Source organism: Flavobacterium sp. LMO6, from assembly GCF_009495795.1.
Lineage (GTDB): Bacteria > Bacteroidota > Bacteroidia > Flavobacteriales > Flavobacteriaceae > Flavobacterium.
Window position 1 is genome coordinate 107,495 of sequence record NZ_WIBH01000005.1, and the last position, 23,279, is coordinate 130,773.

General features: G+C 30.1%; 20 protein-coding genes and 1 tRNA gene. 12 read left to right on the forward strand and 9 right to left on the reverse strand.

The genetic code is table 11. The annotated features are described in order from the left end of the window. Positions 1–114: 114 nt before the first annotated feature. Positions 115–3,825, forward strand: a complete 3,711-nt coding sequence (locus tag GFJ99_RS06710; protein WP_153208075.1) for a PAS domain S-box protein — start codon at positions 115–117, stop codon at positions 3,823–3,825. 24 nt (positions 3,826–3,849) lie between these two features. Here the strand turns inward: GFJ99_RS06710 and GFJ99_RS06715 are convergent, their stop codons facing one another. Genes GFJ99_RS06715 through GFJ99_RS06725 form a run of 3 tightly spaced genes read right to left on the reverse strand, consistent with a single transcriptional unit; the run spans position 3,850 to position 7,333 of the window. After that, positions 3,850–4,740 (reverse strand): Ppx/GppA phosphatase family protein, encoded by an 891-nt coding sequence (locus tag GFJ99_RS06715; RefSeq protein WP_153208076.1) that lies wholly within the window; start codon positions 4,738–4,740, stop codon positions 3,850–3,852. Between the two features lie 12 nt (positions 4,741–4,752). Then, positions 4,753–6,849, reverse strand: a complete 2,097-nt coding sequence (ppk1, locus tag GFJ99_RS06720; RefSeq protein ID WP_153208077.1) for a polyphosphate kinase 1 — start codon at positions 6,847–6,849, stop codon at positions 4,753–4,755. Next, positions 6,842–7,333 (reverse strand): histidine phosphatase family protein, encoded by a 492-nt coding sequence (locus tag GFJ99_RS06725; protein WP_153208078.1) that lies wholly within the window; start codon positions 7,331–7,333, stop codon positions 6,842–6,844. The genes ppk1 and GFJ99_RS06725 overlap by 8 nt, the downstream gene beginning before the upstream one ends. 192 nt (positions 7,334–7,525) lie before the next feature. Between GFJ99_RS06725 and GFJ99_RS06730 the strand changes: the two genes are divergently transcribed. The 3 genes from GFJ99_RS06730 to GFJ99_RS06740 all read left to right on the forward strand — a co-directional run bounded on the left by GFJ99_RS06730 (position 7,526) and on the right by GFJ99_RS06740 (position 10,875). After that, positions 7,526–8,434: a type IX secretion system membrane protein PorP/SprF gene (locus GFJ99_RS06730; RefSeq protein ID WP_153208079.1), complete on the forward strand. Its 909-nt coding sequence runs from the start codon at positions 7,526–7,528 to the stop codon at positions 8,432–8,434. Positions 8,435–8,445: 11 nt separating this feature from the next. Then, positions 8,446–10,353 carry an OmpA family protein gene (locus GFJ99_RS06735; RefSeq protein ID WP_153208080.1) on the forward strand — a complete coding sequence of 636 codons (1,908 nt, stop codon included), beginning with the start codon at positions 8,446–8,448 and terminating at the stop codon, positions 10,351–10,353. A gap of 63 nt (positions 10,354–10,416) precedes the next feature. Further along, positions 10,417–10,875, forward strand: a complete 459-nt coding sequence (locus GFJ99_RS06740; protein ID WP_153208081.1) for a hypothetical protein — start codon at positions 10,417–10,419, stop codon at positions 10,873–10,875. A gap of 33 nt (positions 10,876–10,908) precedes the next feature. Here GFJ99_RS06740 and pdxH read toward each other — a convergent pair whose 3' ends face one another. Next, entirely contained in the window at positions 10,909–11,553 is a 645-nt protein-coding gene (gene pdxH / locus GFJ99_RS06745; protein ID WP_153208082.1) for a pyridoxamine 5'-phosphate oxidase, read from the reverse strand. 118 nt (positions 11,554–11,671) lie between these two features. Between pdxH and GFJ99_RS06750 the strand changes: the two genes are divergently transcribed. The 3 genes from GFJ99_RS06750 to GFJ99_RS06760 are packed head-to-tail and all read left to right on the forward strand — an operon-like array spanning position 11,672 to position 13,130. After that, positions 11,672–12,214 carry an RNA polymerase sigma factor gene (locus GFJ99_RS06750; protein WP_153208083.1) on the forward strand — a complete coding sequence of 181 codons (543 nt, stop codon included), beginning with the start codon at positions 11,672–11,674 and terminating at the stop codon, positions 12,212–12,214. A 33-nt stretch (positions 12,215–12,247) separates the two neighbouring features. Continuing rightward, a complete protein-coding gene (locus GFJ99_RS06755) occupies positions 12,248–12,670 on the forward strand; it encodes a hypothetical protein (RefSeq protein WP_153208084.1) in 423 nt (140 codons plus the stop codon). Positions 12,671–12,680: 10 nt separating this feature from the next. Then, positions 12,681–13,130 (forward strand): sensor of ECF-type sigma factor, encoded by a 450-nt coding sequence (locus tag GFJ99_RS06760; protein ID WP_153208085.1) that lies wholly within the window; start codon positions 12,681–12,683, stop codon positions 13,128–13,130. Positions 13,131–13,217: 87 nt separating this feature from the next. On the opposite strand, the gene GFJ99_RS06765 is transcribed toward GFJ99_RS06760, so the two are convergent. Further along, positions 13,218–14,258, reverse strand: a complete 1,041-nt coding sequence (locus GFJ99_RS06765) for an oxidoreductase (RefSeq protein WP_238990076.1) — start codon at positions 14,256–14,258, stop codon at positions 13,218–13,220. Positions 14,259–14,418: 160 nt separating this feature from the next. Here GFJ99_RS06765 and GFJ99_RS06770 point away from each other — a divergent pair, with 160 nt between their 5' ends. The 3 genes from GFJ99_RS06770 (at position 14,419) to GFJ99_RS06780 (ending at position 18,012) form a co-directional block, all read left to right on the forward strand. Continuing rightward, positions 14,419–15,552, forward strand: a complete 1,134-nt coding sequence (locus GFJ99_RS06770) for a hypothetical protein (protein ID WP_153208086.1) — start codon at positions 14,419–14,421, stop codon at positions 15,550–15,552. An 86-nt stretch (positions 15,553–15,638) separates the two neighbouring features. Continuing rightward, a complete protein-coding gene (locus GFJ99_RS06775) occupies positions 15,639–16,856 on the forward strand; it encodes an RsmB/NOP family class I SAM-dependent RNA methyltransferase (RefSeq protein WP_153208087.1) in 1,218 nt (405 codons plus the stop codon). Between the two features lie 7 nt (positions 16,857–16,863). Beyond that, on the forward strand, positions 16,864–18,012 hold the full coding sequence (locus GFJ99_RS06780) for an endonuclease (RefSeq protein ID WP_153208088.1): 1,149 nt from the start codon (positions 16,864–16,866) through the stop codon (positions 18,010–18,012). Positions 18,013–18,154: 142 nt separating this feature from the next. Here GFJ99_RS06780 and GFJ99_RS06785 read toward each other — a convergent pair. From GFJ99_RS06785 to GFJ99_RS06800, 4 genes are all read right to left on the reverse strand, one after another. Beyond that, a tRNA-His gene (locus tag GFJ99_RS06785) sits at positions 18,155–18,230 on the reverse strand. A 129-nt stretch (positions 18,231–18,359) separates the two neighbouring features. Continuing rightward, complete coding sequence (bshB1, locus tag GFJ99_RS06790) at positions 18,360–19,076, reverse strand: bacillithiol biosynthesis deacetylase BshB1 (RefSeq protein ID WP_153208089.1); 717 nt, start codon at positions 19,074–19,076, stop codon at positions 18,360–18,362. Positions 19,077–19,249: 173 nt separating this feature from the next. Then, the gene (locus tag GFJ99_RS06795; protein ID WP_153208090.1) at positions 19,250–20,278 is read right to left on the reverse strand and encodes an isochorismate synthase; all 1,029 of its coding nucleotides are present in this window, start codon (positions 20,276–20,278) and stop codon (positions 19,250–19,252) included. Continuing rightward, a complete protein-coding gene (locus tag GFJ99_RS06800; protein ID WP_040471031.1) occupies positions 20,278–20,703 on the reverse strand; it encodes a hotdog fold thioesterase in 426 nt (141 codons plus the stop codon). The genes GFJ99_RS06795 and GFJ99_RS06800 overlap by 1 nt, the downstream gene beginning before the upstream one ends. Before the next feature lie 304 nt (positions 20,704–21,007). Between GFJ99_RS06800 and GFJ99_RS06805 the strand changes: the two genes are divergently transcribed. Next, on the forward strand, positions 21,008–22,543 hold the full coding sequence (locus GFJ99_RS06805; protein WP_008257801.1) for a hypothetical protein: 1,536 nt from the start codon (positions 21,008–21,010) through the stop codon (positions 22,541–22,543). Positions 22,544–22,562: 19 nt separating this feature from the next. Next, the gene (locus tag GFJ99_RS06810) at positions 22,563–23,195 is read left to right on the forward strand and encodes a DUF1579 domain-containing protein (RefSeq protein WP_040471000.1); all 633 of its coding nucleotides are present in this window, start codon (positions 22,563–22,565) and stop codon (positions 23,193–23,195) included. Positions 23,196–23,279 lie beyond the last annotated feature (84 nt).

Genomic DNA, 23,279 nt, shown 5'->3' on the forward strand with positions numbered 1-23,279 from the left:
TAAATCATTTTTAATTGATTTTTTTTAGAAACTATAAAAAACACTATCTTTATAATGATTATGGTTTGTTTTCAATTTAAATCTAAAAAAATCTATCTATAAATCTACCTATAAATGAGGGAAAATCAATATAAGAATCTTCTACTAGATCAAACTCAAGACCTTATTTGGATGATTGACAATAACTTTCAATTAGTATATGCTAATAAAAGTTATTTAAAATTCATGAAAGAATTCACAGGAGAAGAAATGATTTTAAATAAATCTATTTGGATTGATGGATTAAGTGACGAATATATTCAAAAATGGGAAAACTATTACAGTAAATGTCTTAAAGGTGAATATTTCCAAATAGAAGAACAACTAAATCATTCTGAATCAAACAAACCACAATACAATCAAATAACTTTTGAACCATTAATTGGAGAAGATAAATTAATTTTTGGCGTTTCTTGCCAATCAAAAGATATAACAACCTTAGTTAATCAAAGAAATGAGAGCGAACAACGATACAATGCGTTAATTCACGAAGGCCATGATATGATAGCAATAATAAATCCAGATGGAAATTATAGCTATTGCAATCCTAAAACTACTTCAATACTTGGATTTGGGCCTGAAAAATTTATTGGTAAAAATATAAATGAATTTATTCATCCTGATGATATTAAAAAAATTACTACTGGTATACAAAATGTAATTTCTGAATCTAAAGTTGTTTTAGATTGTATACGTTTTCAAAACTATAAGTTAGAATGGCGCTGTATGGAAATGATACTAACCAATATGTTAGAAAATCCATATGTAAATGGTATTGTAATTAACTCAAGAGACATTACAGAAGAGAGAAAACTTAGAGAATTAAATCGTCAAGTTAGTGAAATTGCAAAAATAGGAAGTTGGGAAATAGATTTAGAACATAAAAAAATTTATTGGTCAGATGAAGTTCATAAAATGCACGAAACGGATCCAAATACATTTGAACCAAAATTAGAAACCGGAATTAATTTTTATAGAGAAGATTTTCGTGAAAATATTCAATTTAATATTCAAAAATGTATATCAACTGGAGAACCATTTGATATTGAAGCTGTATTAATTACAACAAATAAAAAAGAAATTTGGGCTCGAGCAATTGGACATGCAGAATTTAAAGATAATAAATGCAAACGTATTTATGGGAGTTTTCAAAATATTGATGAATTTAAAGAATCTCAAATTAGGCTTAATGCGTTTTCAGAAAATTTCCCAGGTGTAGTTTATCAATATTTCATTCATCCAGATGGAACCGATTCCTTAAAATACGTATCTGGAGCTGTAGAACAACTTTGGGGGTATTCTGCTTCTGAAGTTCTTAATAATGTTGATTTAATTTGGGATCAAATAAAAGCAGGAAAAGATTATGAAGCTGTGAAAGCAAGTATTCTACATGCAATAGAAACAAAGTCTAAATGGATTTCTCGTTTTGAAAATATTAAACCAACTGGAGAAAGAAATACGCATCTTGCTAGTGGAACTCCGGTTTTCTTATCCGATGGAACTATAATGTTTAATGCTACAGTATTAGATATTACAAAAGATGTTAAAAACGAACAACTTCTTGAACAAATTAGTAAATTATCTAAAATAGGAAGTTGGGAAATAGATTTAGAAAAAAAAGCAATATTTTGGTCAGATAAGGTACATGAATTACACGGAACAAATCCAGATACATTTTCACCTAATTTAAAAACAGCTATAAATTTCTACAGAAAAGATTTTCGTGAAATGGTTCTAAATAAAATTGAAAATGCTATAAAAACTGGAGAAGGATTTGATTTTGAAGCTGTTTTGGTTAACAATGAAAAGAAAGAGCTATGGGTACGATCAATTGGTCATACTATTTTTGAAAAGGGTAAGTGTATTCGCGTTATTGGTGGTTTTCAAGATATTAACATAAGGAAAAAAGCTGAAATTAAATTACATGAAAGCGAAAATAGATTTAAAACTATTTTAGAAGCTGAGCCAGAATGTATAAAATTGTTAGATAGAGAAGGTAAATTATTGATGATGAACCCTGCTGGATTAGAAATGATTGAGGCAGATAATGAAGCTATAATTTTGGGTAATCAAGTACATGAAATTGTTTTACCAGAACATAGACCTGCATTCCTAACTTTAATAAAAGATGTATTAAAAGGTAAATCTCGAAAACTTATATTTGAAATTAAAGGTTTAAAAGGAACAAAACGTTGGCTAGAAACCCATGCAGTTCCTATGAGAAATGAATTGGGTGCTATTATTTCTATTTTAGCAGTAACTAGAGATATTACAGAACGAACTAATATAGAAAAAGAAAAAAACAGTTTATTACTAACCCTTGAAAACAGCTTAAATGAAATTTATATTTTTGATGCAGAAACGTATAAATTTAGTTTTGTTAATAAAGGTGCACTTCATAATTTAGGTTACTTAGAATCTGAAATTAAAACATTAACTCCTTTTGATATAAACTCTGATTTTAAAATAGATTCTTTTAATGAACTTGTATCTCCGTTACTTAAAGGTGAAAAAGAAAAAATTACACTTATAACAAATCATAAACGTAAAGATGGAAGTGTTTATCCTGTTGAAGTTCATTTACAATTAGTTATTGAAGATAAATCCAAACGTATCTTGGCAAATATTCTAGATATTACAGAACGTAAAAAAAATAAGGAATTAATACTACTTTCAAATGAACGATTTGAAAAAGTTACCGAAGCTACAAATGACGCTATTTGGGATTGGGACATTGTAAATCAAACAATTTATCGTTCAAAAGCTTTTGAGCGATTTTTTGGAAAAAAAGTACCTAATAAAATAATAGATAATAGATTTTGGAATGATAATTTTCATCCAGATGATGTTGAAAATTTTAAAACCAGCCTTTCTGAAGCAGTTGCAGATCCTTCAATTACAAGATGGGAGCTAGAATTTAGAGTTATAAATAAGCAGAAAAAAGTCCTCTTTGTAATTGATAGAGGTATAATTATTAGAGATTCTAAAGGAAAAGCCATTCGAATGGTGGGCGCCATGACTGACATTACTGAGCAAAAACAAATGACTTTAGAATTAAGTGAATTAAATGAGGCGCTACAAAAATATACAATTGAACTTGAGCGTTCTAACAAAGAATTAGAACAATTTGCCTTTGTTGCTTCGCATGATTTGCAAGAACCTTTACGAATGATTTCTAGCTTTATGGAACTTTTTCTCCGTAGATATGGTCATGAAATTGATGATAACGGAAAGAAATATATTCATTTTGCTACTGATGGTGCAAAAAGAATGAAACAACTTATGCTTGATTTATTACAATATTCTAGAGCCAGTAGACCACAAGAAGGCAGAGAACAAATTGATTTAAAAGAAGTAATCATTGAGTATAAAAAGTTAAGACGAAAAGTTATTTCAGAAAAATCTGCTGCAATAACATATAAAAATTTACCAACATTAAAAACCTATAAAGCTGCAATTACCCAAATAATGCATTGTATATTAGACAATGCTTTAAAATATTCTAAAGAAAATAGTCCATCAAAAATTGAAATTAATTGTCAAGAAAATGATCAAGAGTGGCTATTTTCTATTCAAGATAATGGTATTGGAATTGATTCTCAATTTTATGAAAAAATATTTGTTATTTTTCAGCGTCTCCACAGTAAAGAAGCATATTCTGGAACTGGAATAGGTTTATCAGTTGCTAAAAGACATGTTGAATTTTTAGGAGGTAAAATTTGGTTAGAATCAGTTGTTGGAGAAGGAAGTACATTTTACTTTACAATTCCTAAAACTAATAACTAGTATAAAAATTATAAAAGCAATGTTTTAAATTTTACCATAATACATTGCTTTTACAATACCATCAGATAATCCAATTTTTGGTACATAAATATTTCGTGCTCCACTCCATTTCATTGCATTTAAATAAATACGCGTTGCAGGAATAATTACGTCGGCACGGTCTGGATTTAAACCTAAATCGGCTATGCGTTGTTCGTATGTCATGCTATTCAACTTTTGATATTGCGATTGCACATACATATAAGACAATGGTCTATCTTGATTTTTCTCAGATAATTTAAATAATTTATTAATATTTCCACCAGAGCCAATTAAAGTAATATTTTCAAAAGGTTCTGTATTTATTTTAATCCATTTTTCTATTTCTTGCCATACAATATCGGAAACCATATTATTTAACAATCTAACCGTTCCGTTTTTAAAAGATTTAGAAGCAATTATTTTTCCTTCATGAAATAAAGAAAATTCAGTACTTCCTCCACCAACATCAACATATAAATACGCTTTATCAGAAGAAATAAATTGTTTTAAATCAGAAGCGGCAATAATAGCAGCTTCTTTTTTTCCGTCAATTATATCAATTTTTATATCAGCCTTTTTCTTAATTATATCGGCAACTTCTTTACCATTATAGGCTTCCCTCATGGCAGATGTAGCACAAGCTTTATATTGTTCTACTTTGTGTACTTTCATTAATAGTTTAAAAGCCTTCATTGCATCGACCATTCGGTCAATATTTTCTTCAGAAATTTCTCCAACAGTAAAAGCATCTTGCCCTAAACGAATTGGAACACGAACTAAAGAGCTCTTATTAAACTGAGGTGGATGGCCTTCTTGCTCCACAATATTAGTTACTAACAACCTCATGGCATTAGATCCAATATCAATAGCAGCATATTTTTTTATTGTAATCATTTAGTTATTTAATTATTGTACGTCTTCTGCAATTACATCTAATTTATTTTGATAGAAATTGTACATTTCTTGTTGCGCTCTAAAAGGTTTTTCATCATTACGCTTTCTGTAATTATTTAATAAATCGGCAGAATGAATACGTGCTTTTACATTAGCTTTCCAGCCTATTTCAAATGTTTCAATTAACTCTTTTTTAATTTCTGAATCATAAATTGGGCAAGTTACTTCTACCCTAGAATCTAAATTACGAGTCATAAAATCAGCCGAAGAAATAAACACATCCGGATTTCCATCATTTGCAAAAATATAAATACGAGAATGTTCTAAATAATTATCTACTATACTTATGGCTTCAATATTTTCGCTTATTCCTTTTAATCCAGGAATTAAACAACAAATACCTCTAATGACCAATTGAATTTTTACTCCAGCATTACTCGCTTCATACAATTTATCCGTCATTTTAAAATCGGATATACTGTTCATTTTCAATTTTATATAAGCTTCTTTTCCTGAAAGGGCATTTGATATTTCACGATCGATTAATTTATTAAATCGGCTACGTGTGTAATGAGGTGAAACGATTAAATGTTTGTATCGATGCACTCTGTAATTTACATCAAAAAAATCAAATATTTTAGCTGCATCCTTTAAAATTTCATTGTTACTAGTAAATAATGTAACATCGGTATATATTTTAGCCGAATTTTCATTGAAATTTCCAGTAGAAACCAATCCATATCGTTTCACTTTTCCTTCCTCTAAACGCTCTATAACACAAATTTTACTGTGAACTTTTAAGCCTTTTACTCCAAAAATTAATTCAATTCCTTCGGTTTGCATTTGTTCGGAATACGAAATATTACTTTCTTCATCAAAACGAGCCTGTAATTCTATTTGAACCGTTACTTTTTTTCCGTTTTTAGCAGCATTTATAAGCGAACTTACAATTTGAGAATTCTTTGCTAAACGATACAACGTAATCTTAATAGAAACTACTTTAGGATCTAATGCGGCTTCTCGTAAAAACTTTATTATGTACGAAAAAGATTGATAAGGAGCGTAAAGCAAATAATCTTTCTTTTTAATTCTTTCTAAAATACTTCCTTCTAATGATAATCCGGGAACAGGCAACGGTAAATTTTCCTTATACAATAAATCATAGCGCCCTAAATTTGGAAAATTCATGTAATCTCTACGATTGTGATATCTTCCACCGGGAATAACACTATCTGAACTATCAATTCCCATGCCTTTTAAGAAAAAAGACAAGGTGTCATTTTCAATAGATTGATCGTAAACAAATCGAACTGGCTCACCTACTCTTCGTTCTTTAACCGAATTGGATATTTTTTCCATTAAACTTTTACTCAAATCGCTATCAAATTCTAACTGCGCATCGCGAGTAATTTTTATCATATGTGCCGATATGCTTTCGTAATCAAATATGTTAAATATATTATTTAAATTACAACGTATAACATCATCTAAAAGAATAATATACTGCTTTCCTGAATTAGATGGAAGCACAACAAATCGATTCACGGTATTTGGAATTTCTACAACTGCATAACGAATTTCTTTTGACGAAAATGGAAAATTATTTTTTGATTTCATGACCAATTTAACTGCTAAATATCCCGAAGTATCTTTTAGCAATGGAAATTCATCTAAGTCGTTAAGCATGATAGTTACAACTGCCGGACTTACATTTTGAATAAAGTAATCATGAATAAAAATTTCTTGTTCTTTAGTTACTTGTTTTTCATTAATAATGAAAATATTTTCACTTTCTAACTTTTTCTCAATTTCACTTAAAATACGTAAACTTTCAGCTTGTTGTTCAATAACAATTTCTGTAATTTCTTTTAGTAATTGCTCCGCCGGAACACCCAGAATTTTTTCAGATTCTACTCTTTCAAAACTCATTCTACGAATTGCAGCATAACGAACTCTAAAAAATTCATCTAAATTATTTGAAAAAATTCCAAGAAATCGAAATCGATCTAATAATGGAACACTTTCATCGTTAGCTTCTTGAAGTACTCTTGCATTAAATGTTAACCAACTTTTTTCTCTATCAGTATAGTTATTTATGGTATTATTCATTTTTAAAATGGCTTGGAAATAATGTTGCTATTGTTTTTCCTTTTCCTATATTTTGCCAATCTTCTGTGTTAAATTGCATAGCAACTAAACCAGATGTTGGAACATTTTCTATATTAAGGTCCCCAAATTTATTAACAAAATTTGTAATAGCTTCATTATGTCCAAAAAGAATTAGATTATCATGTTCATTTTTACACTTTTTTATGATTTCATGTAATTTTTTTTCGTCAAACGTATATAAATCCTCAGAAAAATAAATTGTTTCTATGGGTATCGATAAGTATTCCGAAAAGATATAAGCCGTTTCTGTTGTTCGCTTTGCTTTACTACACCAAACAATATAAGAATTAGGCACAAGTGCAACTGATTTTGAAGCTATTAAATGTGCATCCTTTACTCCGCGTGCAGAAATTGAACGATTTATGTCTTGCACAGGCACATCCCAACTTGACTTTGAATGTCTAATTAAAAATAAGTTTTTCATAGCTCTTTGTTTAGAAACACTTAAATTAATGAATTTATTTTATCTAATCACCATATAATATTTTAAAATTGAATAATTAATCATTATTTCATTTAATTAGTACAAGGAATAAAGCTATAATTGATTTATTTACTATATTAGACAATTAAATTTATTCATATTAAAAAGATTTAGGCTAAAAATAAGAGTCAAATGAAAAGATCGGTAGTCCTAGTTTTTACATACTTTATAAGCTTTTTGTGCTATTCGCAACAAGATTCTCAATACACACAATACATGTACAACACCACTCTAGTAAACCCAGCGTATGCAGGAACTAGAGAAACATTATCTGCTTTTTTATTGTATAGAAATCAATGGGTGGGTTTAGATGGCGCTCCTGTTACTAATAATTTTTCTGTGAATTCTCCTTTAGGAGATTCAAATTTAGGAATTGGTTTAAATTTTGTAAACGATAAAATTGGTCCGGTTACTGAAAATGAAATTTCGTTAGACCTAGCTTACCTAGTTCAGGTTTCAGAAAATTTCAAACTTTCTTTAGGTTTAAAAGGAACAGCTAATTTATTCAACTTAGATATTAATAAATTAAGAATTTACGACCCGCTTGATCCTCAATTTCAAAACGTTAAAACCGAATTTTCTCCAAATATTGGTGCCGGATTGTATTTATATTCAGATAAAACCTATTTTGGTTTATCTGTTCCTAGTTTTTTTGAATCTTTTAGATATAATGACAACAATATTGAAATAACAAAACAAAAAATGCATTTCTATTTCATTGCTGGTCATGTATTTAAGCTTAGCGAAAGTGTCGATTTTAAACCCGCACTTTTATCTAAAATTGTTGAAGGCGCTCCGTTTCAAACCGATATTACCGCTAATTTTTTGTTTTTTAATAAACTTACGCTTGGTGGTGCTTATAGATGGAATGCTGCTTTTAGCGGTTTAGCCGGATTTCAAATTTCAGAATCATGGTTTATTGGATATGGTTATGACATGGAAACCACTCAACTCTCTAACTATAATTCTGGTTCACATGAACTATTTCTTAGATATGAATTTTCAAACAGAAGTCGAGTTTCTGCTCCAAGATTCTTTTAAACGGTAAGAATATGAAAAAAATATTTTCTCTTTTAATGCTCTTAAGTATTATAAATAATGCTTTCGGACAGGAAACTAAACTAAACAAAGCCGATAAAAAATACGATAAATACTCGTATATAGATGCCATTGAAATTTATGAAAAAGTAGCAGAAAAAGGATACAAATCTGTTGAATTATTTCAGAAATTAGGAAATGCATATTATTTTAATAGTGACCTTCCTAATGCTTCTAAATGGTACGGAGCTTTGTTTAATTTAAATGAAACGGTAGAACCCGAATACTATTTTAGATACGCACAAGCCTTAAAAGCAGAGGAAAATTACGAAAAGTCGAATTACTACATGGAACTTTTTAATGAGAAAACAACCGATTCTAGAGGAAAGTTATTTAACGAAAATAAAAACTATTTAAAAGATATTGAAGCTGTTACGCCAAAATATAAAATAAATAAAACAGACATAAACTCTGAGTTTTATGATTACGGCCCTTCGTTTTTTGGAAATCAAATTGTGTTTACATCGTCTAGAAGTGAAGGTAATTTATATTCTAAAATTCATGATTGGACGAAACAAAATTTTACCGATTTATTTGTTGCCCAAATTGATTCTACTGGAAAATTAGAAAATGTTACCAATTTTTCTACAACTATTAATACCAAATTTAACGAGTCTTCGCCAGTTTTTACTAAAGATGGAAAAACAATGTATTTTACCCGAAACAATTACAATGATGGTAAAAAAAGAAAGAGCGACGATAAAGAAATCATGGAAAAAATTTATAGAGCAGAATTTATAAATGGAGAATGGACTAATGTTAAGGAACTTCCTTTTTGTAGCGATAATTATAAAACAGCTCACCCAGCATTAAGTCCTGATGAGAAAACATTATTTTTTGTATCCAATATGCCGGGAACTATAGGAAATGCTGATTTGTACCAAGTAGCTATTAAAAGCAATGGAAGTTTTGGCAAACCCGAAAATTTAGGTCCTACCATTAACACAGAAGGCAGAGAAACTTTTCCGTTTGTAGCTGCTGATAATACATTGTTTTTTGCGTCAAACGGACACCCAGGCTTAGGCGGTTTAGATATTTTTGAAGCTAAATTTATAAATAATGGCTACGCAAAACCTGTAAATGTAGGAAAACCTATAAACAGTTCTATGGATGATTTTGGTTATGTGGTAAACTCTGATAATTTAGGTTTTTTTACTTCAAATAGAACCGGAGGAACTGGCTTTGATGATATTTATACTTTTACAATTTGTACACATTTACTGAGTGGTGTTATCACTGATGCAGAGACAAACGAAATTTTAATTAATGCAAAGGTTGTCCTTTTTGATGATAAAATGAATGAAATTAGTGAAACTTATTCTTCAGATAAAGGTGTATATAGCTTTAAGATTGACTGTAACAAAGCTTACTTCGTAAGAGCTTCTAAAGAAGAATATGAAACTAGCGAAAAGCCATTTGGTCCAGTTACAGAAACAGGAAAATCTGAATTAAACATTGAATTAAAACGCAATGTATTTCCTATACAAGTAGGAACCGATTTGGCAAAGCTGTTCAACATAAGTATTATATATTTTGATTTAGACAAATGGGATATTAGACAAGATGCAGCTGAAGATTTAGAAAAAATCTTAGCGGTTATGAACAAATATCCAGAAATGACTATTGATATTCGATCGCATACCGATAGCAGACAAACGCATGCCTATAATGAATTACTATCAGACAGAAGAGCTAAAGCTACTTTAGAATTTATGGTTAAAAGTGGCATAAATCGCAACCGATTAACCGCAAAAGGATATGGAGAAACACAACTAGTAAACGAGTGTTCAGATGGTATTCTTTGTAGCGAAGAAGACCATCAAAAAAACAGAAGAAGCGAATTTATTGTTATGAAAATGTAACATAAATAGTAATATATTGAAACATATTTTTAAGTTAGCCGCTATTTTACCTGAAAACTAAAAATGAAGAGAATTTTTAAAATAATCCTGGCAATAATTATAGTTTTTATCACTTTACTTTTCATACGTCCTCAAAAGGTTATCTATGAAGCAAAAATTACTGGAAAAGTAATTGATGAAAATAAAAAACCTATTTTCAATGCAACAGTATACAGAATTGAAGAAGAATATTTTATTGATGAAAAAATTGGTTCTAATGAGTCAACAGAATTAAGAACAGAAAGTGTTAAAACCGACAAAAATGGAAATTTCTATTTTCAAGAAAAATCAAGAATAGATTGGTTTCATACTCCTTTGGATTTACCAATAGCTTATTGCTATGCAAATTTTGAGATAGAGAAGAGTGGTTATGAACTTTATAAAACAAAGTTTGGTGAATTTGAACAATATAAAAAAGAAAATTGTTACGCTTGTGAAAAAGTTGAATTTAAACCAATCATTACTTTGAAGAAAAGTCAATAAATAAAAAACGAGTAAAAAATAGAACTTCAAAAATTAAGGTGATAATCGATCAATTTTCCAATCGTAAGAATCGGTTAATTGATAGCGAATTCTATCATGTAAACGATTTGGTCTTCCTTGCCAAAATTCAACTTCTACTGGGCGTACTAAAAAACCACCCCAATTAGCAGGTCGCACAATTTCTTTTCCCTCCCACTCTTTTTCTAGTTCTTTTAAATTGTTTTCTAAAAAGGCTCTATTTGGAATAACATCACTTTGTGGGGATACAATTGCTCCTAATTTACTGCCGTCTGGACGAGAAGCAAAATAATTATCAGAAATAGTTTCCTCCGTTTTTTCTGCAATACCTTTTATAATAACTTGTCGTTCAACTGCTGGCCAAAAAAATGACAAACAAACATTTGGATTATTTAAAATAGCTTTTCCTTTTTCCGAATTATAATTGGTGTAAAAAATAAAACCTTCTTCATTAAACTTTTTAAGTAATACTACGCGCGATTTTGGATAACCATCTAAACCTATTGTAGAAACAGTCATAGCATTTACTTCATCGGCAGCGTTTAAATCTTCGGCTTCAAAAAACCATTTATGAAATAAATTAATTGGATCTTCTGGAATTTGATTTTCCAATAACTCACTTTTCTCATAGGATTTTCTGTAATTACTTAAATCTTTCATAAATTGAATTAGGTTTAAAAAGCAAAGTTACAAACAACATCTTGTTTTTTTAATAAAACAAAAATTAAAATTAAACCTTTTTGAATATCTTTAGTCTAAAGAAAATAACAAGTATATTTTGCAAGACGAAAAAACATTTATATTAGAGTTACTTAATCCTAAAACGCAAAATGAAGCGTTTAGAACACTCTTGCAATTGTATCAAAAACCGTTGTATAACCATATTAGAAATATGGTTTTAAACCATGATGATACTGATGATGTACTTCAAAATACATTTATAAAAGTATTTGCTAACTTGAAAAATTTTAAAGGCGATAGTAAATTATATTCTTGGATGTATCGAATTGCAACAAACGAAGCCATTACTTTTATGCAACAAAGAGCTAAAAAGCAAGGTATTTCTAATGAAGAAGTACAACAAAAAGCAATAAATAAATTAGAAAGTGATGTTTTTTTTGACGGAAATGAAATTCAACTTAAGTTGCATAAAGCAATAACTCAACTGCCAGAAAAACAACAATTAGTTTTTAAAATGAAATACTTTGAAGAACTAAAATACGAAGAAATGTCGGATATTTTATCTACATCTGTAGGAGCTTTAAAAGCAAGTTACCATATAGCAGTAAAAAAAATTGAAGAATATTTAAAAACCAATTAAACCATTTACTCTTAATTTTGTCTAATATATATCATGAAACAAATAGATTTAGAAAATACAGAAAAAATAGATTCAGGATTTAAAATTCCAGAAAATTATTTTGAGCAATTTGAAGCCAAAATGATGGAACGTGTTTCAAAAGAAAAAGAAGTTAAATTGGTTTCTTTATTCTATAAAAAACAAGTATGGATTAGTAGTATTGCAGCATTATTTTTACTAGCAATTGCAATTCCGGTATATTTTAATATGGCTAAAGAAAGTAATTTAGATACCAATACAATTGAAAGTTATTTAGCAGATCAGCAAAGTGTAGGAACAACAGAATTAATAAAACATTTAACCGATGAAGATATTTCGGAACTACAAAATGCTTTAGCCATTGACAATGTTACAGATGAGACTATTGAAAATTATTTATCAGAAACTGCCAATTTAGATTACCTATTAAACGAATAAATTTATCCTTATGAAAACAAAAATTATATATCCAATCGTGTTTCTTTTAATTTCTTCTTTATCCTTTTCTCAAGGATTTAAAGACAAAAAAGAAAAAGTAAAAGCTTTAAAAGTAGCTTATATTACAGAGCAATTAGATTTAACTACTGAAGAAGCGCAAAAGTTTTGGCCTATTTATAATGCTTTTGACGACAAACAATCGGAACTACGTCATGAAAAAATGAGAGCCATTTTAGACCGATTTGAACCAGAAAATGTAGAAAAATTATCAGAAAAAGAAGCTTCTACTCTACTGACACAAATGGAATCTGTAGAAGAAAGTTTGTTTGCCCTTCGCAAAAAATTTATTAAAGATTTACAAGGTGTTATTAGCGCTAAAAAAATAATTAAGCTTAAAAAAGCTGAAGAAGATTTTAATAGAACGTTATTAAGACAAATTAAAGAGAGAAGAAAAGGTTAATTCAATTTTATCATTTTAAAGCTGAACATAGTTCAGCTTTTTTTTTATTATAATTTAAAAACTAAAACAAGTTCTGAGTAATAAAAGTTATTTCATTTCAAATCGAACTAATTGGTTTTTTCCAGTAGCATAAAACACAGTATCCGATTCAAATCTAAAGGTATAAAATTGATTATCATCTGAGAATTTTATCCAGCTTTTGCCAAAATCAGATGAATAAAACATACCCGTTCCTCCTACTGAAATTAGCTGCTTTCCTTTACTGTTAGGAACAAATTGCACACAAGATGCATAACCAAAAGCTTCGTTATTAGCAATTAATTCCCAAGTCTTTCCACCATTTGTTGTTATGGCTTTGTTTAACGAGTTTTGAGTTTGCTTCATGTAATTTCCACCCGCAATTATTCCTAGTTTAGCATCATAAAAATCGGCCGTAAAAATTCCGGTCATTTCTTCACCTTGCACAATTGGTGTTTCATATACTTTCCAAGTTTCGCTAAAATCATTTGATACAAAAACTCTCGCTTTTTTTCCACCAGAAACCATAAAAATAGTTTTATCTTTTACTATTAAATTTGTGTTACTAGTTGCAAAAGCCGCTTCACCATCAGTAACTTTAGGTAATTTATTACATGAAATTTTTTGCCAAGTAGTTCCTCCATCTGAAGTTTTAATTATAGCCATACAATCTAAAATAGGATCACCCATTGCAAAACCATTTAATTCATCGGCAAATTGCATACTATCATAAAACACCTTTTCATTATCTTCTCTGTAAACAATTGTTTCCTGAAGGGTGTTTTTATCAATTTTAATAAGCATTGCTGGGTTTCCAACAGATAAAACAAAAATTGCATTTTTTGTACTCGCAATACTTCTAAATTCGGTTGTATTAGAAACATTTGCAATCGTTTTTATCACTAAAGTGTCTTTTTGCTTGTCATAAACTCCTATTCTACCCTTATCCATTCCTAGCCAAACTTTAGTCTCGTCTACAAAAATAGCTCGGCAACTCATTTTTTCATTTGAAATCACTTTGGATTCAAAATGACTATACATGGAGTTTTTATGCGAAATAGAGGAGCAACCCGAAACCAATAGGACAATTAAAATTATTACAGACTTCATTAGGTATTGTTTTATTTTCAAATATAATTCTTTAATTTTTAGTAACGAAAATAAATTTTAATAACCTGAAATTCAAATACTTATAAATATTTATATTTTTTGGCACAGATATTGGTTATAACATTACAACACATAAATGTTTAATCTAATACGATATATTATGAAAACGAAATTACTAACATTAAGCGTTATGGCTACATTTTCAATAAGCACGCTTTTCGCACAAGACAAAACAACGGTAACGGCTCAAAACTCAGATATTAGTGAAAACTTAGATTTAAGAGCGGTAGCTACAGTTTTTGGTGATGCTTCTGACTTAGAAGACTTTGAAAGAAGATTAAACGATCCTAAGACACAAATTTCAAACTTAGATTTAAATAATGATAACTACGTTGATTATTTAAGAGTTATTGAATCTATTGAAGGAAATGCACATTTAGTAATTGTACAAGCCGTTTTAGATAAAGATGTTTATCAGGATGTTGCTACAATTGAAGTAGAACGCGATAGCAATAACCGAGTTCAAGTTCAGGTAGTGGGAGATGTATATATGTATGGAAACAATTATATTTACGAACCTGTTTATGTTCATACACCTATAATATACAATACATTTTGGGTTAGAAATTATCGTCCGTATTACTCATCTTGGTATTGGAATTTTTACCCAAGCTACTACTCTTACTGGAACCCATTTCCAATTTTTAGATACAGAAATCATATTCATGTTCATATTAATTTTGGTCATTCTTATCATTATGTAACCAATAGAAGATGCCAAACTGCTTATGCTTCCTATTATGGAAGACGAGGAAATGGTTATGAAAGAATGCATCCTAATCGTTCATTCGCTCACAGAAATTCAGGATACAGCAATCGTCAGGAATTAGACAATAATAGAACCGTTAGAACACCTAGAAGTAGAAGTGAAATGGCTACTAATAATACCAGAACTTCTACAAGTAGTACAAGAGGAAATAGTGGAACAAGAACAGAAACTAGAACTCCTAGAAATAATGAAACTAGAACGGCTACTTCTACTAGAGTTAATACAACACCTAGAGTAACTACTGAAAATAGAAATACTAGTACTAGAGGAAGTAATACAAGAGTTTACACCGAAAATATAAACAATCCATCAAGAGAAAGAAGCAGTGTTTCTAACAGTAGTACTAGAAATAATTCTGAAACTAGAGGAAGTACATCAGGAAGAAGTTCAAATGCTCAGAGTAGTCCTTCAAGAAGTTCATCAAGTTCAAGAAATTCGAATTCAAGAACATCTGGAAGAGGATAAATGATAAAGCTGCCAAATTTGGCAGCTTTTTTTATTTTAATTCGTATATTTGCGTCCCGAATTCTCGGGATGATTTAAAATTTAAAATGAGATTACATAGAAATTTAGTATTTACTACCATTGATTCGCTAATGGCAATTTTTAATGAAGGTGAATATGCCGATAAAGTGGTTGCAAGAGCTTTAAAAAAAGACAAACGTTGGGGAAGTCATGATAGAAAGTTTGTTGCAGAAACAATTTACGAAATAGTTCGTTGGAAACGTTTATACGTTGAAATTGCTGAAGTAAAAGAACCTTTTGACAGAGATAATATTTGGAGAATTTTTGCCGTTTGGGCAGTTTTAAGAGGTTATACTCTACCCGATTGGAAATATTTTGAAGAAACTCCAGTTAGAAGAATTAAAGGAAAGTTTGACGAATTAACTAAAACTAGAAAATTCAAAGAATCTATTCCAGATTGGATGGATGAATTGGGAGTTAAAGAATTAGGGGAGGAAATTTGGACAAAAGAACTGGCTGCTCAAAACGAACAAGCTAAAGTTATTTTAAGAGTTAATAGACTTAAAACTACTAAAGAAAAATTAAGAGCAATCTTAATGGATTTAGATATTGTTACTGAGTTTCATAAAGAATATCCAGATGCTTTAATTTTAACAGAAAGAGCCAATGTTTTTTTAACAGATGCTTTTAAAGATGGTCTTTTTGAAGTTCAAGATGCATCATCTCAATTGGTAGCCTATTTCTTAGATGTTCAACCAGGAATGCGAGTTGTTGATACTTGTGCAGGTGCAGGTGGAAAAACCTTACACTTAGCTTCATTAATGGAAAATAAAGGGCAATTAATTGCAATGGATTTATATGAAAGTAAATTAAAGCAATTAAAAATTCGTGCTAAAAGAAATGGTGCTTTCAACATTGAACCACGAGTTATAGAAAGTACTAAAACTATAAAAAAATTACACGAAAAAGCAGATAGAGTTTTAATTGATGCTCCTTGTAGTGGTTTAGGTGTATTAAAAAGAAATCCAGACAGTAAATGGAAACTACAACCCGAATTTATTGAAAACATCAAAAAAATTCAGGCTGAAGTTTTAGAAAATTATTCAAAAATTGTAAAACCAGGCGGAAAACTTGTATATGCTACTTGTTCCGTATTGCCTTCAGAAAATCAAGAACAAATTAAGCATTTCTTAAGCACTGAAATTGGAAAAGAGTTTACATTTGTTCAAGATAAAAAAGTTTTAGCGCATGAAAGTGGCTTTGACGGATTTTACATGGCATTATTAGAAAGAAAAATTAAATAAATAAAATATGAAAAAACAATACCTACTAACGTTTTTATTATGTTCATTAATTGGCTTTGCACAAATACCTGCTGACTATTACACTACTGCCACTGGAACAGGATTAACATTAAAAACGAATCTAAAAAAAATAATAGATAATGTAAGTGATGGAATTCCATCAGAGCATTTACATTCAGATCAAGGATATCCAGCCCTTTGGACACTTTATACCCATACTGCATTTAGAGATAATTACTATGAAAATGATGGTAGTTTATTAGATATATATTCTGAAAATCCTTCTGGAGCAGATCCATATATTTATGCAAACACTTCTCAACAGTGTGGTACATATTCCAGTGAAGGTGACTGTTACAATAGAGAGCATTTAATTCCACAATCCTATTTTGATGGATATGCTACGAATCCTATGAAAAACGATCCGTTTTTTGTGGTTCCTTCTGACGGAAAAGTTAATGGAGATAGAAATAATTTACCTTTTGGTGAAGTTGGTACTGCAACATACACTTCACAGAATGGTTCAAAAAGAGGAAATGGATTAAATTCAGGATATGCCTTAGGCTACTCTGGTGTTGTTTTTGAGCCTATTGATGAATTCAAAGGTGATGTTGCCAGAGCTTTTTTCTACTTTGCCACTCGCTACGAAAGTGATATGACAAATTTCTACAACGCTGCAAATGCGGCTACATGTCAAGCTAAAAATATGTTTGATGGATCAACAGGAAGAGTATTTGCAAACCCATTCTTAGATATTTTAGTTCAATGGCATATTAATGATCCTGTGAGCGCTAAAGAAATTGCTATTAATAACGATATATATTATAATCACCAAAGTAACAGAAATCCATATATTGACCATCCAGAATATGTAGGTACTATTTGGAATAGTTTCTTAGAAAATGATTCATTTACTTTAGAAAACACAATTTCTATACATCCAAATCCTGCTATTAATAACGAGATTACTATTTCATCTGTAAAAGAACTAAATTCAATTGTTTTATACAATATCAACGGGCAAATTATTCAAGAAATTAAAAACCCTACTCGCGTTAACAATTCATATAAAGTAAGTAATTTACCTAATGGTTTTTATTTAGTTCAAATGGCTTCTGAAAATGCAGTAGCTACCAAAAAAGTAATTGTAAATTAATTAAGTTTATTAAACAATATATAGTAAAGCCTTGAAGAAATTCAAGGCTTTTACTATTTATATACTTTATAGTAAAAAATTGAGATTTAAAATAAGAGTAATAAAAAAAGCTTCGAGTTTCCTCGAAGCTTTCTAATTTAAAGGGTGAAAGACGGGTCTCGAACCCGCGACCTTCGGAACCACAATCCGACGCTCTAACCAACTGAGCTACAATCACCATTTGTTTTATTTAGCAAAGAATCTGTTGTATTTGGTATTTACCTAATCCGCATAGCTTCATTTGCGAGTGCAAATATAGTGGTTTCCTTTAATCTTGCAAAGATTTTTTATACTTTTTTACTACAAATTTACTTTAAATCACCTAAGCTATTGACAGCCAAATATCTCTCTGTTGTAAAACCTTCTGCATACTCTACTCCAACTAGTCTACCAAGGTCTTGAGCACGATATTTTACACTATCTAAAAAGTTTTTTGAAGTGATTGGAGAAACTGGTTCTTTTGAATTTGGATCATAAAATTGAGAACTATAAGCCAACACCGATTCCATTTTTTTATCAATAAATTGAGAAATGTCAACTACGAAATCTGGTTCAATATTTTGCCATTGAATATAATGATACACCACTTTTGGTCGCCAAGCTTGTTGTTTTTCTCCATTCAATTCGGTTTCAATTTTAACTAATCCCGACAAAAAACAAGCATCACTTACTAATTTACTTCCCTTCCCGTGGTCAATGTGACGATCTGATATTGCATTACACAAAACCATTTCGGGTTGGTATTTACGAATCATTTCAATTATCTTTAATTGATGTGCTTCATCATTTAGAAAAAAACCATCACGCATATCTAAATTTTCACGTACGGTTACTCCTAAAATTTCAGAAGCTTTGGCTGATTCTGAATTTCGAATTTCAACCGAACCGCGCGTACCCAATTCACCACGAGTTAAATCAATAATCCCAACTTTCTTACCAAGGCTAACTTCTTTGGCAATTGTGCCACTACAACCTAATTCTACATCATCTGGATGCGCTCCAAAAGCTAATATGTCTAATTTCATTTTTAAACTTTTTTTTTTTTTTTTAAACACGTAGAACCATAGATTTTCTTTGTGTTCATTTTTAGTCCGAAGCTTCGGACGTTTCACTTAACATAGTTTACAGATCATTTCTATGAGAACTATTTAAAATACAATGCCTTTCAAATTTTTCTATGTGCCTATGTGTTTTATTTTTATTTTGAAACTAAAACATTTCGCATTGTCATGGACTTATTTTCTGTTTCAATAAATTCTTTTTCCGGATTGCTATCTTTAGTAATACCACAACCTACGTAAATATTCACAGTATTTTTATCTACTTCTAAGCAGCGTAAATTTACAAATAAATCGGTTTCATTGTCTTTTTTATACTCACCTAAAAATCCAGCATAATATTTTCTATAATAATCTTCATTTTTTAGAATAAAATCAATTGTTCGTTCTTTAGGCAAACCACAAACTGCAGGAGTTGGATGCAAGGCATTAATCAAATCATTTGCGTTAAATTCCGATGTTAGATTTGCAGCTATTATTGATTTTAAATGTGCTAAATCTGCTGCTTTGACTGTTTTAGGTTCAGAAACAGTAAGTTGGTATACTTTATTAGTTACTTTAGATACAATATAATCGGTTACAAATTGTTGTTCTTCAATTTCTTTAGTTTCCCATAAAACATTTTCTGAATACAATTGTGTTCCTGCTAAAGCCACTGTTTCAAACTGATTAGCATTTATTTTAACCAATTGCTCAGGCGTTGCTCCCATCCATAAACCTATTTCTGGATGATAAAATAAATAACGAAAAGCATTATCATACGAAACTATAAGGTTTTGAAATGTTTCTAGAATGGCAATTTTTTGCTCTAAAACAATTTTTCGAGATAAAACCACTTTATCAAATTCACCCTGATGAATAGCCGAAACTCCTTTGGTAACTAAACTTTCAAAGGATTCTTTTTGATTTCTTTCTGAAGTGAATTTTTCAGCTGGTTTCTTTTCAAAATTTTCAAGATTCCCTTTTAAAAAAAGGTTTCCTTCAAACGGAATTACTATTTTAATCCCATCATTAAAAGGCATAAATACAAATCCAGATTGATCGGAAAAAGTAACAATTTCATCGGTTTCTTGTACAAGTAAATTCCAAATGGTTTCATTTGGTTTTACATAACAAACAAACGGATTTTTATTTGCTATAAGCTGTGTTATTTCTTCAAAAACTTTCATTATTGTCTTCTAGATAAGACCATATTCGTTAATTTACATAATGAAATTAACTTTCCTTGTTCATCTACAATTCGTATTTCCCACAAATGAATGCTTGCTCCTTTATGAATGATTTTTGCTGTAGCTGTAACCATTCCTTCACGCTTACTTTTCAAATGATTGGCCGAAATTTCAATACCTCGAACTTCTTGTTTTTCTGGATTTACAAACATTAATGAAGCAGCACTTCCTACACTTTCTGCTAATGCTACTGTTGCTCCTCCGTGCAATAATCCCATAGGTTGATGTACTCGAGGATTTACAGGCATTGTAGCAGTTAAAAAATCTTCTCCTGCATCTGTATATACAATATCTAAAGTATTCATTAAAGTATTTTTGCTCCAATCATTACACAACTGTAGCATTTTTTCTCTATCAAACATCATTATTTTATTTTTTGTAAAATTAAGCATTCCGAATAGAATATTTTATGTTATTTAACGTTTTATAAATATTTGTACGTAACTAAAATTGACTAGAACAAAATAATTACCACATAGAAACATAGTCCTAAAATTGAATTTAAAGGCGTTCAAACTTTACATTAGGAAACATAGCGCTATGTAATTCAATATTTGAACTAAAATGAACTCAGTTAAAAAGGTTATCTATGTTTCTCTGTGGTTAAAACGAAAAGTTTATTTTCAAAAATTTAAATTAATAATTACATTTACAAAAATTACTATATACATGCGTCGTTTATTACTTTTATTATTAATAGGAATTGCTGTTTCAATAACATCTTGTAGAAATGATTTAGATTTTGAATCTAACACAGGAAGTTTGCGTTTTTCAAAAGACACGGTCTATTTAGATACTGTCTTTACAAACATAGGTTCTAGTACTTATACTTTAAAAGTGTACAATAAAAGCGATAAAAATATAGCTATACCAACACTACGATTAGCGAATGGAGTAAATTCAAAGTACCGATTAATGGTAGATGGAATGGCTGGGCAAGAATTTGAAAATGTAGAAATGCTTGCGAAAGATAGTATGTATATTTTTATATCGGTTACAGCCGATGTAGCAGATGCAAATCCAACTGATTTTTTATATACCGATCAAATTTTATTTGGAGACGGAATGAATCAACAAAAAGTAGAATTGGTAACTTTAATTCAAGATGCTGTTTTCTTATACCCGCAACGTTTTGGCGATGGAACAACCGAAACTTTACCTATTGGAGATGATGAAATTTACGGTTTTTTCTTAGATGAAGCAGATGCAACTAATGGAAACGAATTGCATTGGACCAACACAAAACCTTATGTCATTTATGGTTATGCTGCAGTACCTTCAAACAAAACACTTGTTGTTGATGCTGGTGCAAGAGTTCATTTTCATGCAGAATCGGGTTTAATAGTAGCTAATAATGCTTCTCTTCATATAGAAGGAGACAATTCAACTACCGATGCATTAGAAAATGAAGTAATTTTTGAAGGCGACCGTTTAGAGCCTGATTTTTCTGATGTTCCTGGACAATGGGGAACCATTTGGCTTACACAAGGAAGTACAGACAATCAAATAAAAAATTTAACGATAAAAAATGCTACTGTTGGTTTTCTAGTTTCAGGAAACGATGGCACATCTACTCCAACATTAAATTTAGATAACACTCAAATTTATAATTCTGCAAATGTTGGAATTTTAGCACGTACAGGTAATATTGCAGGAAGAAATGTAGTGATAAATAATTGCGGTCAAGCTTCTTTTTCAGGAAGTTATGGAGGAAGTTATGAATTTACGCATTGTACCTTTGCAAATTATTGGACAAGTTCTACCCAAACTTGTATTACATTAGATGATTACATTAGAACCGAAACAGGTGATTTAATAGAACCATTAGTAAAAGCCGATTTTAAAAATTGTATCATTTATGGTTCTTCAAATTTTAGTCTTTCGTTAATAAAAAAAGGGACAACTTTTAATTATGATTTTGATCATTGCCTTATTAAGTTTGCCGATTATAGTAATCAGTTTGTAAATAATACTTTATATCAATTTTCTGTTAACCCTAGATATGCAAACTGCTTAATTGCAACCAATACAACTATTAACAAGCCTTTTTTTAGAGATCCCCAAAATAATGATTTAATCATTGGAGAAGATTCGGCAGCTAAAGGAACTGCAAACAATTCCTACTCTAATTTTAATGATATTTTAAATCAATCCAGAACTAATCCATCAGATATTGGTGCTTACAATTGGACAACTTTTGACTAATCAATTAAACTATACAATTATGAAAAATCTCTCTTTATCTCTTTTAATTATTGGTTTAACATTCGTTTCTTGTAAAAAAGAAGAAGCACAAAAACCAGAAGAAAACACCTCGAAAGAAGAAATTACAGCGGAAGCTAAACCCGATTCTGCGACCGTTGCTAAAGCTTGGACAGACTATGCTACTCCATCAAAAGGGCATGAAATGTTAGCTAAAGATACAGGAACTTGGGATGCCGAACTAACTTTTTGGTCACCTGATAATCCACAGGAAATGAAATCAACTGCTACTGTAACCTATAAAATGATTATGGGCGGAAGATATCAAGAAGGAACATATTCTGGTGATATGTTCGGAATGCCATTTGAAGGAAGAGGAATGGTTGCCTATGATAATGCAACCGAAGAATTTGTATCCACTTGGATTGACAATATGGGAACTGGAATGATGGTAACCAAAGGAAAATATGATGAAGCTACAAAAACATCTACATTTTATGGCGAAATGGTAGATCCAGTAACCAAAAAAGCTAAAAAAATAAAAGAAGTTATTACCTACATTGACGATAACAACCAAAAAATGGAAATGTTTGATGTTTCTGAAGATGGCAAAGAATTCAAGTCGATGCAAGTAGTTTCGAAACGTAAAATGTAGTTATCAACAAATAAATATTAAGCTGTTCAAAAAAGAACAGCTTTTTTTGTTTTTATACACTCTTAAAACTTTGAACTTCTAACT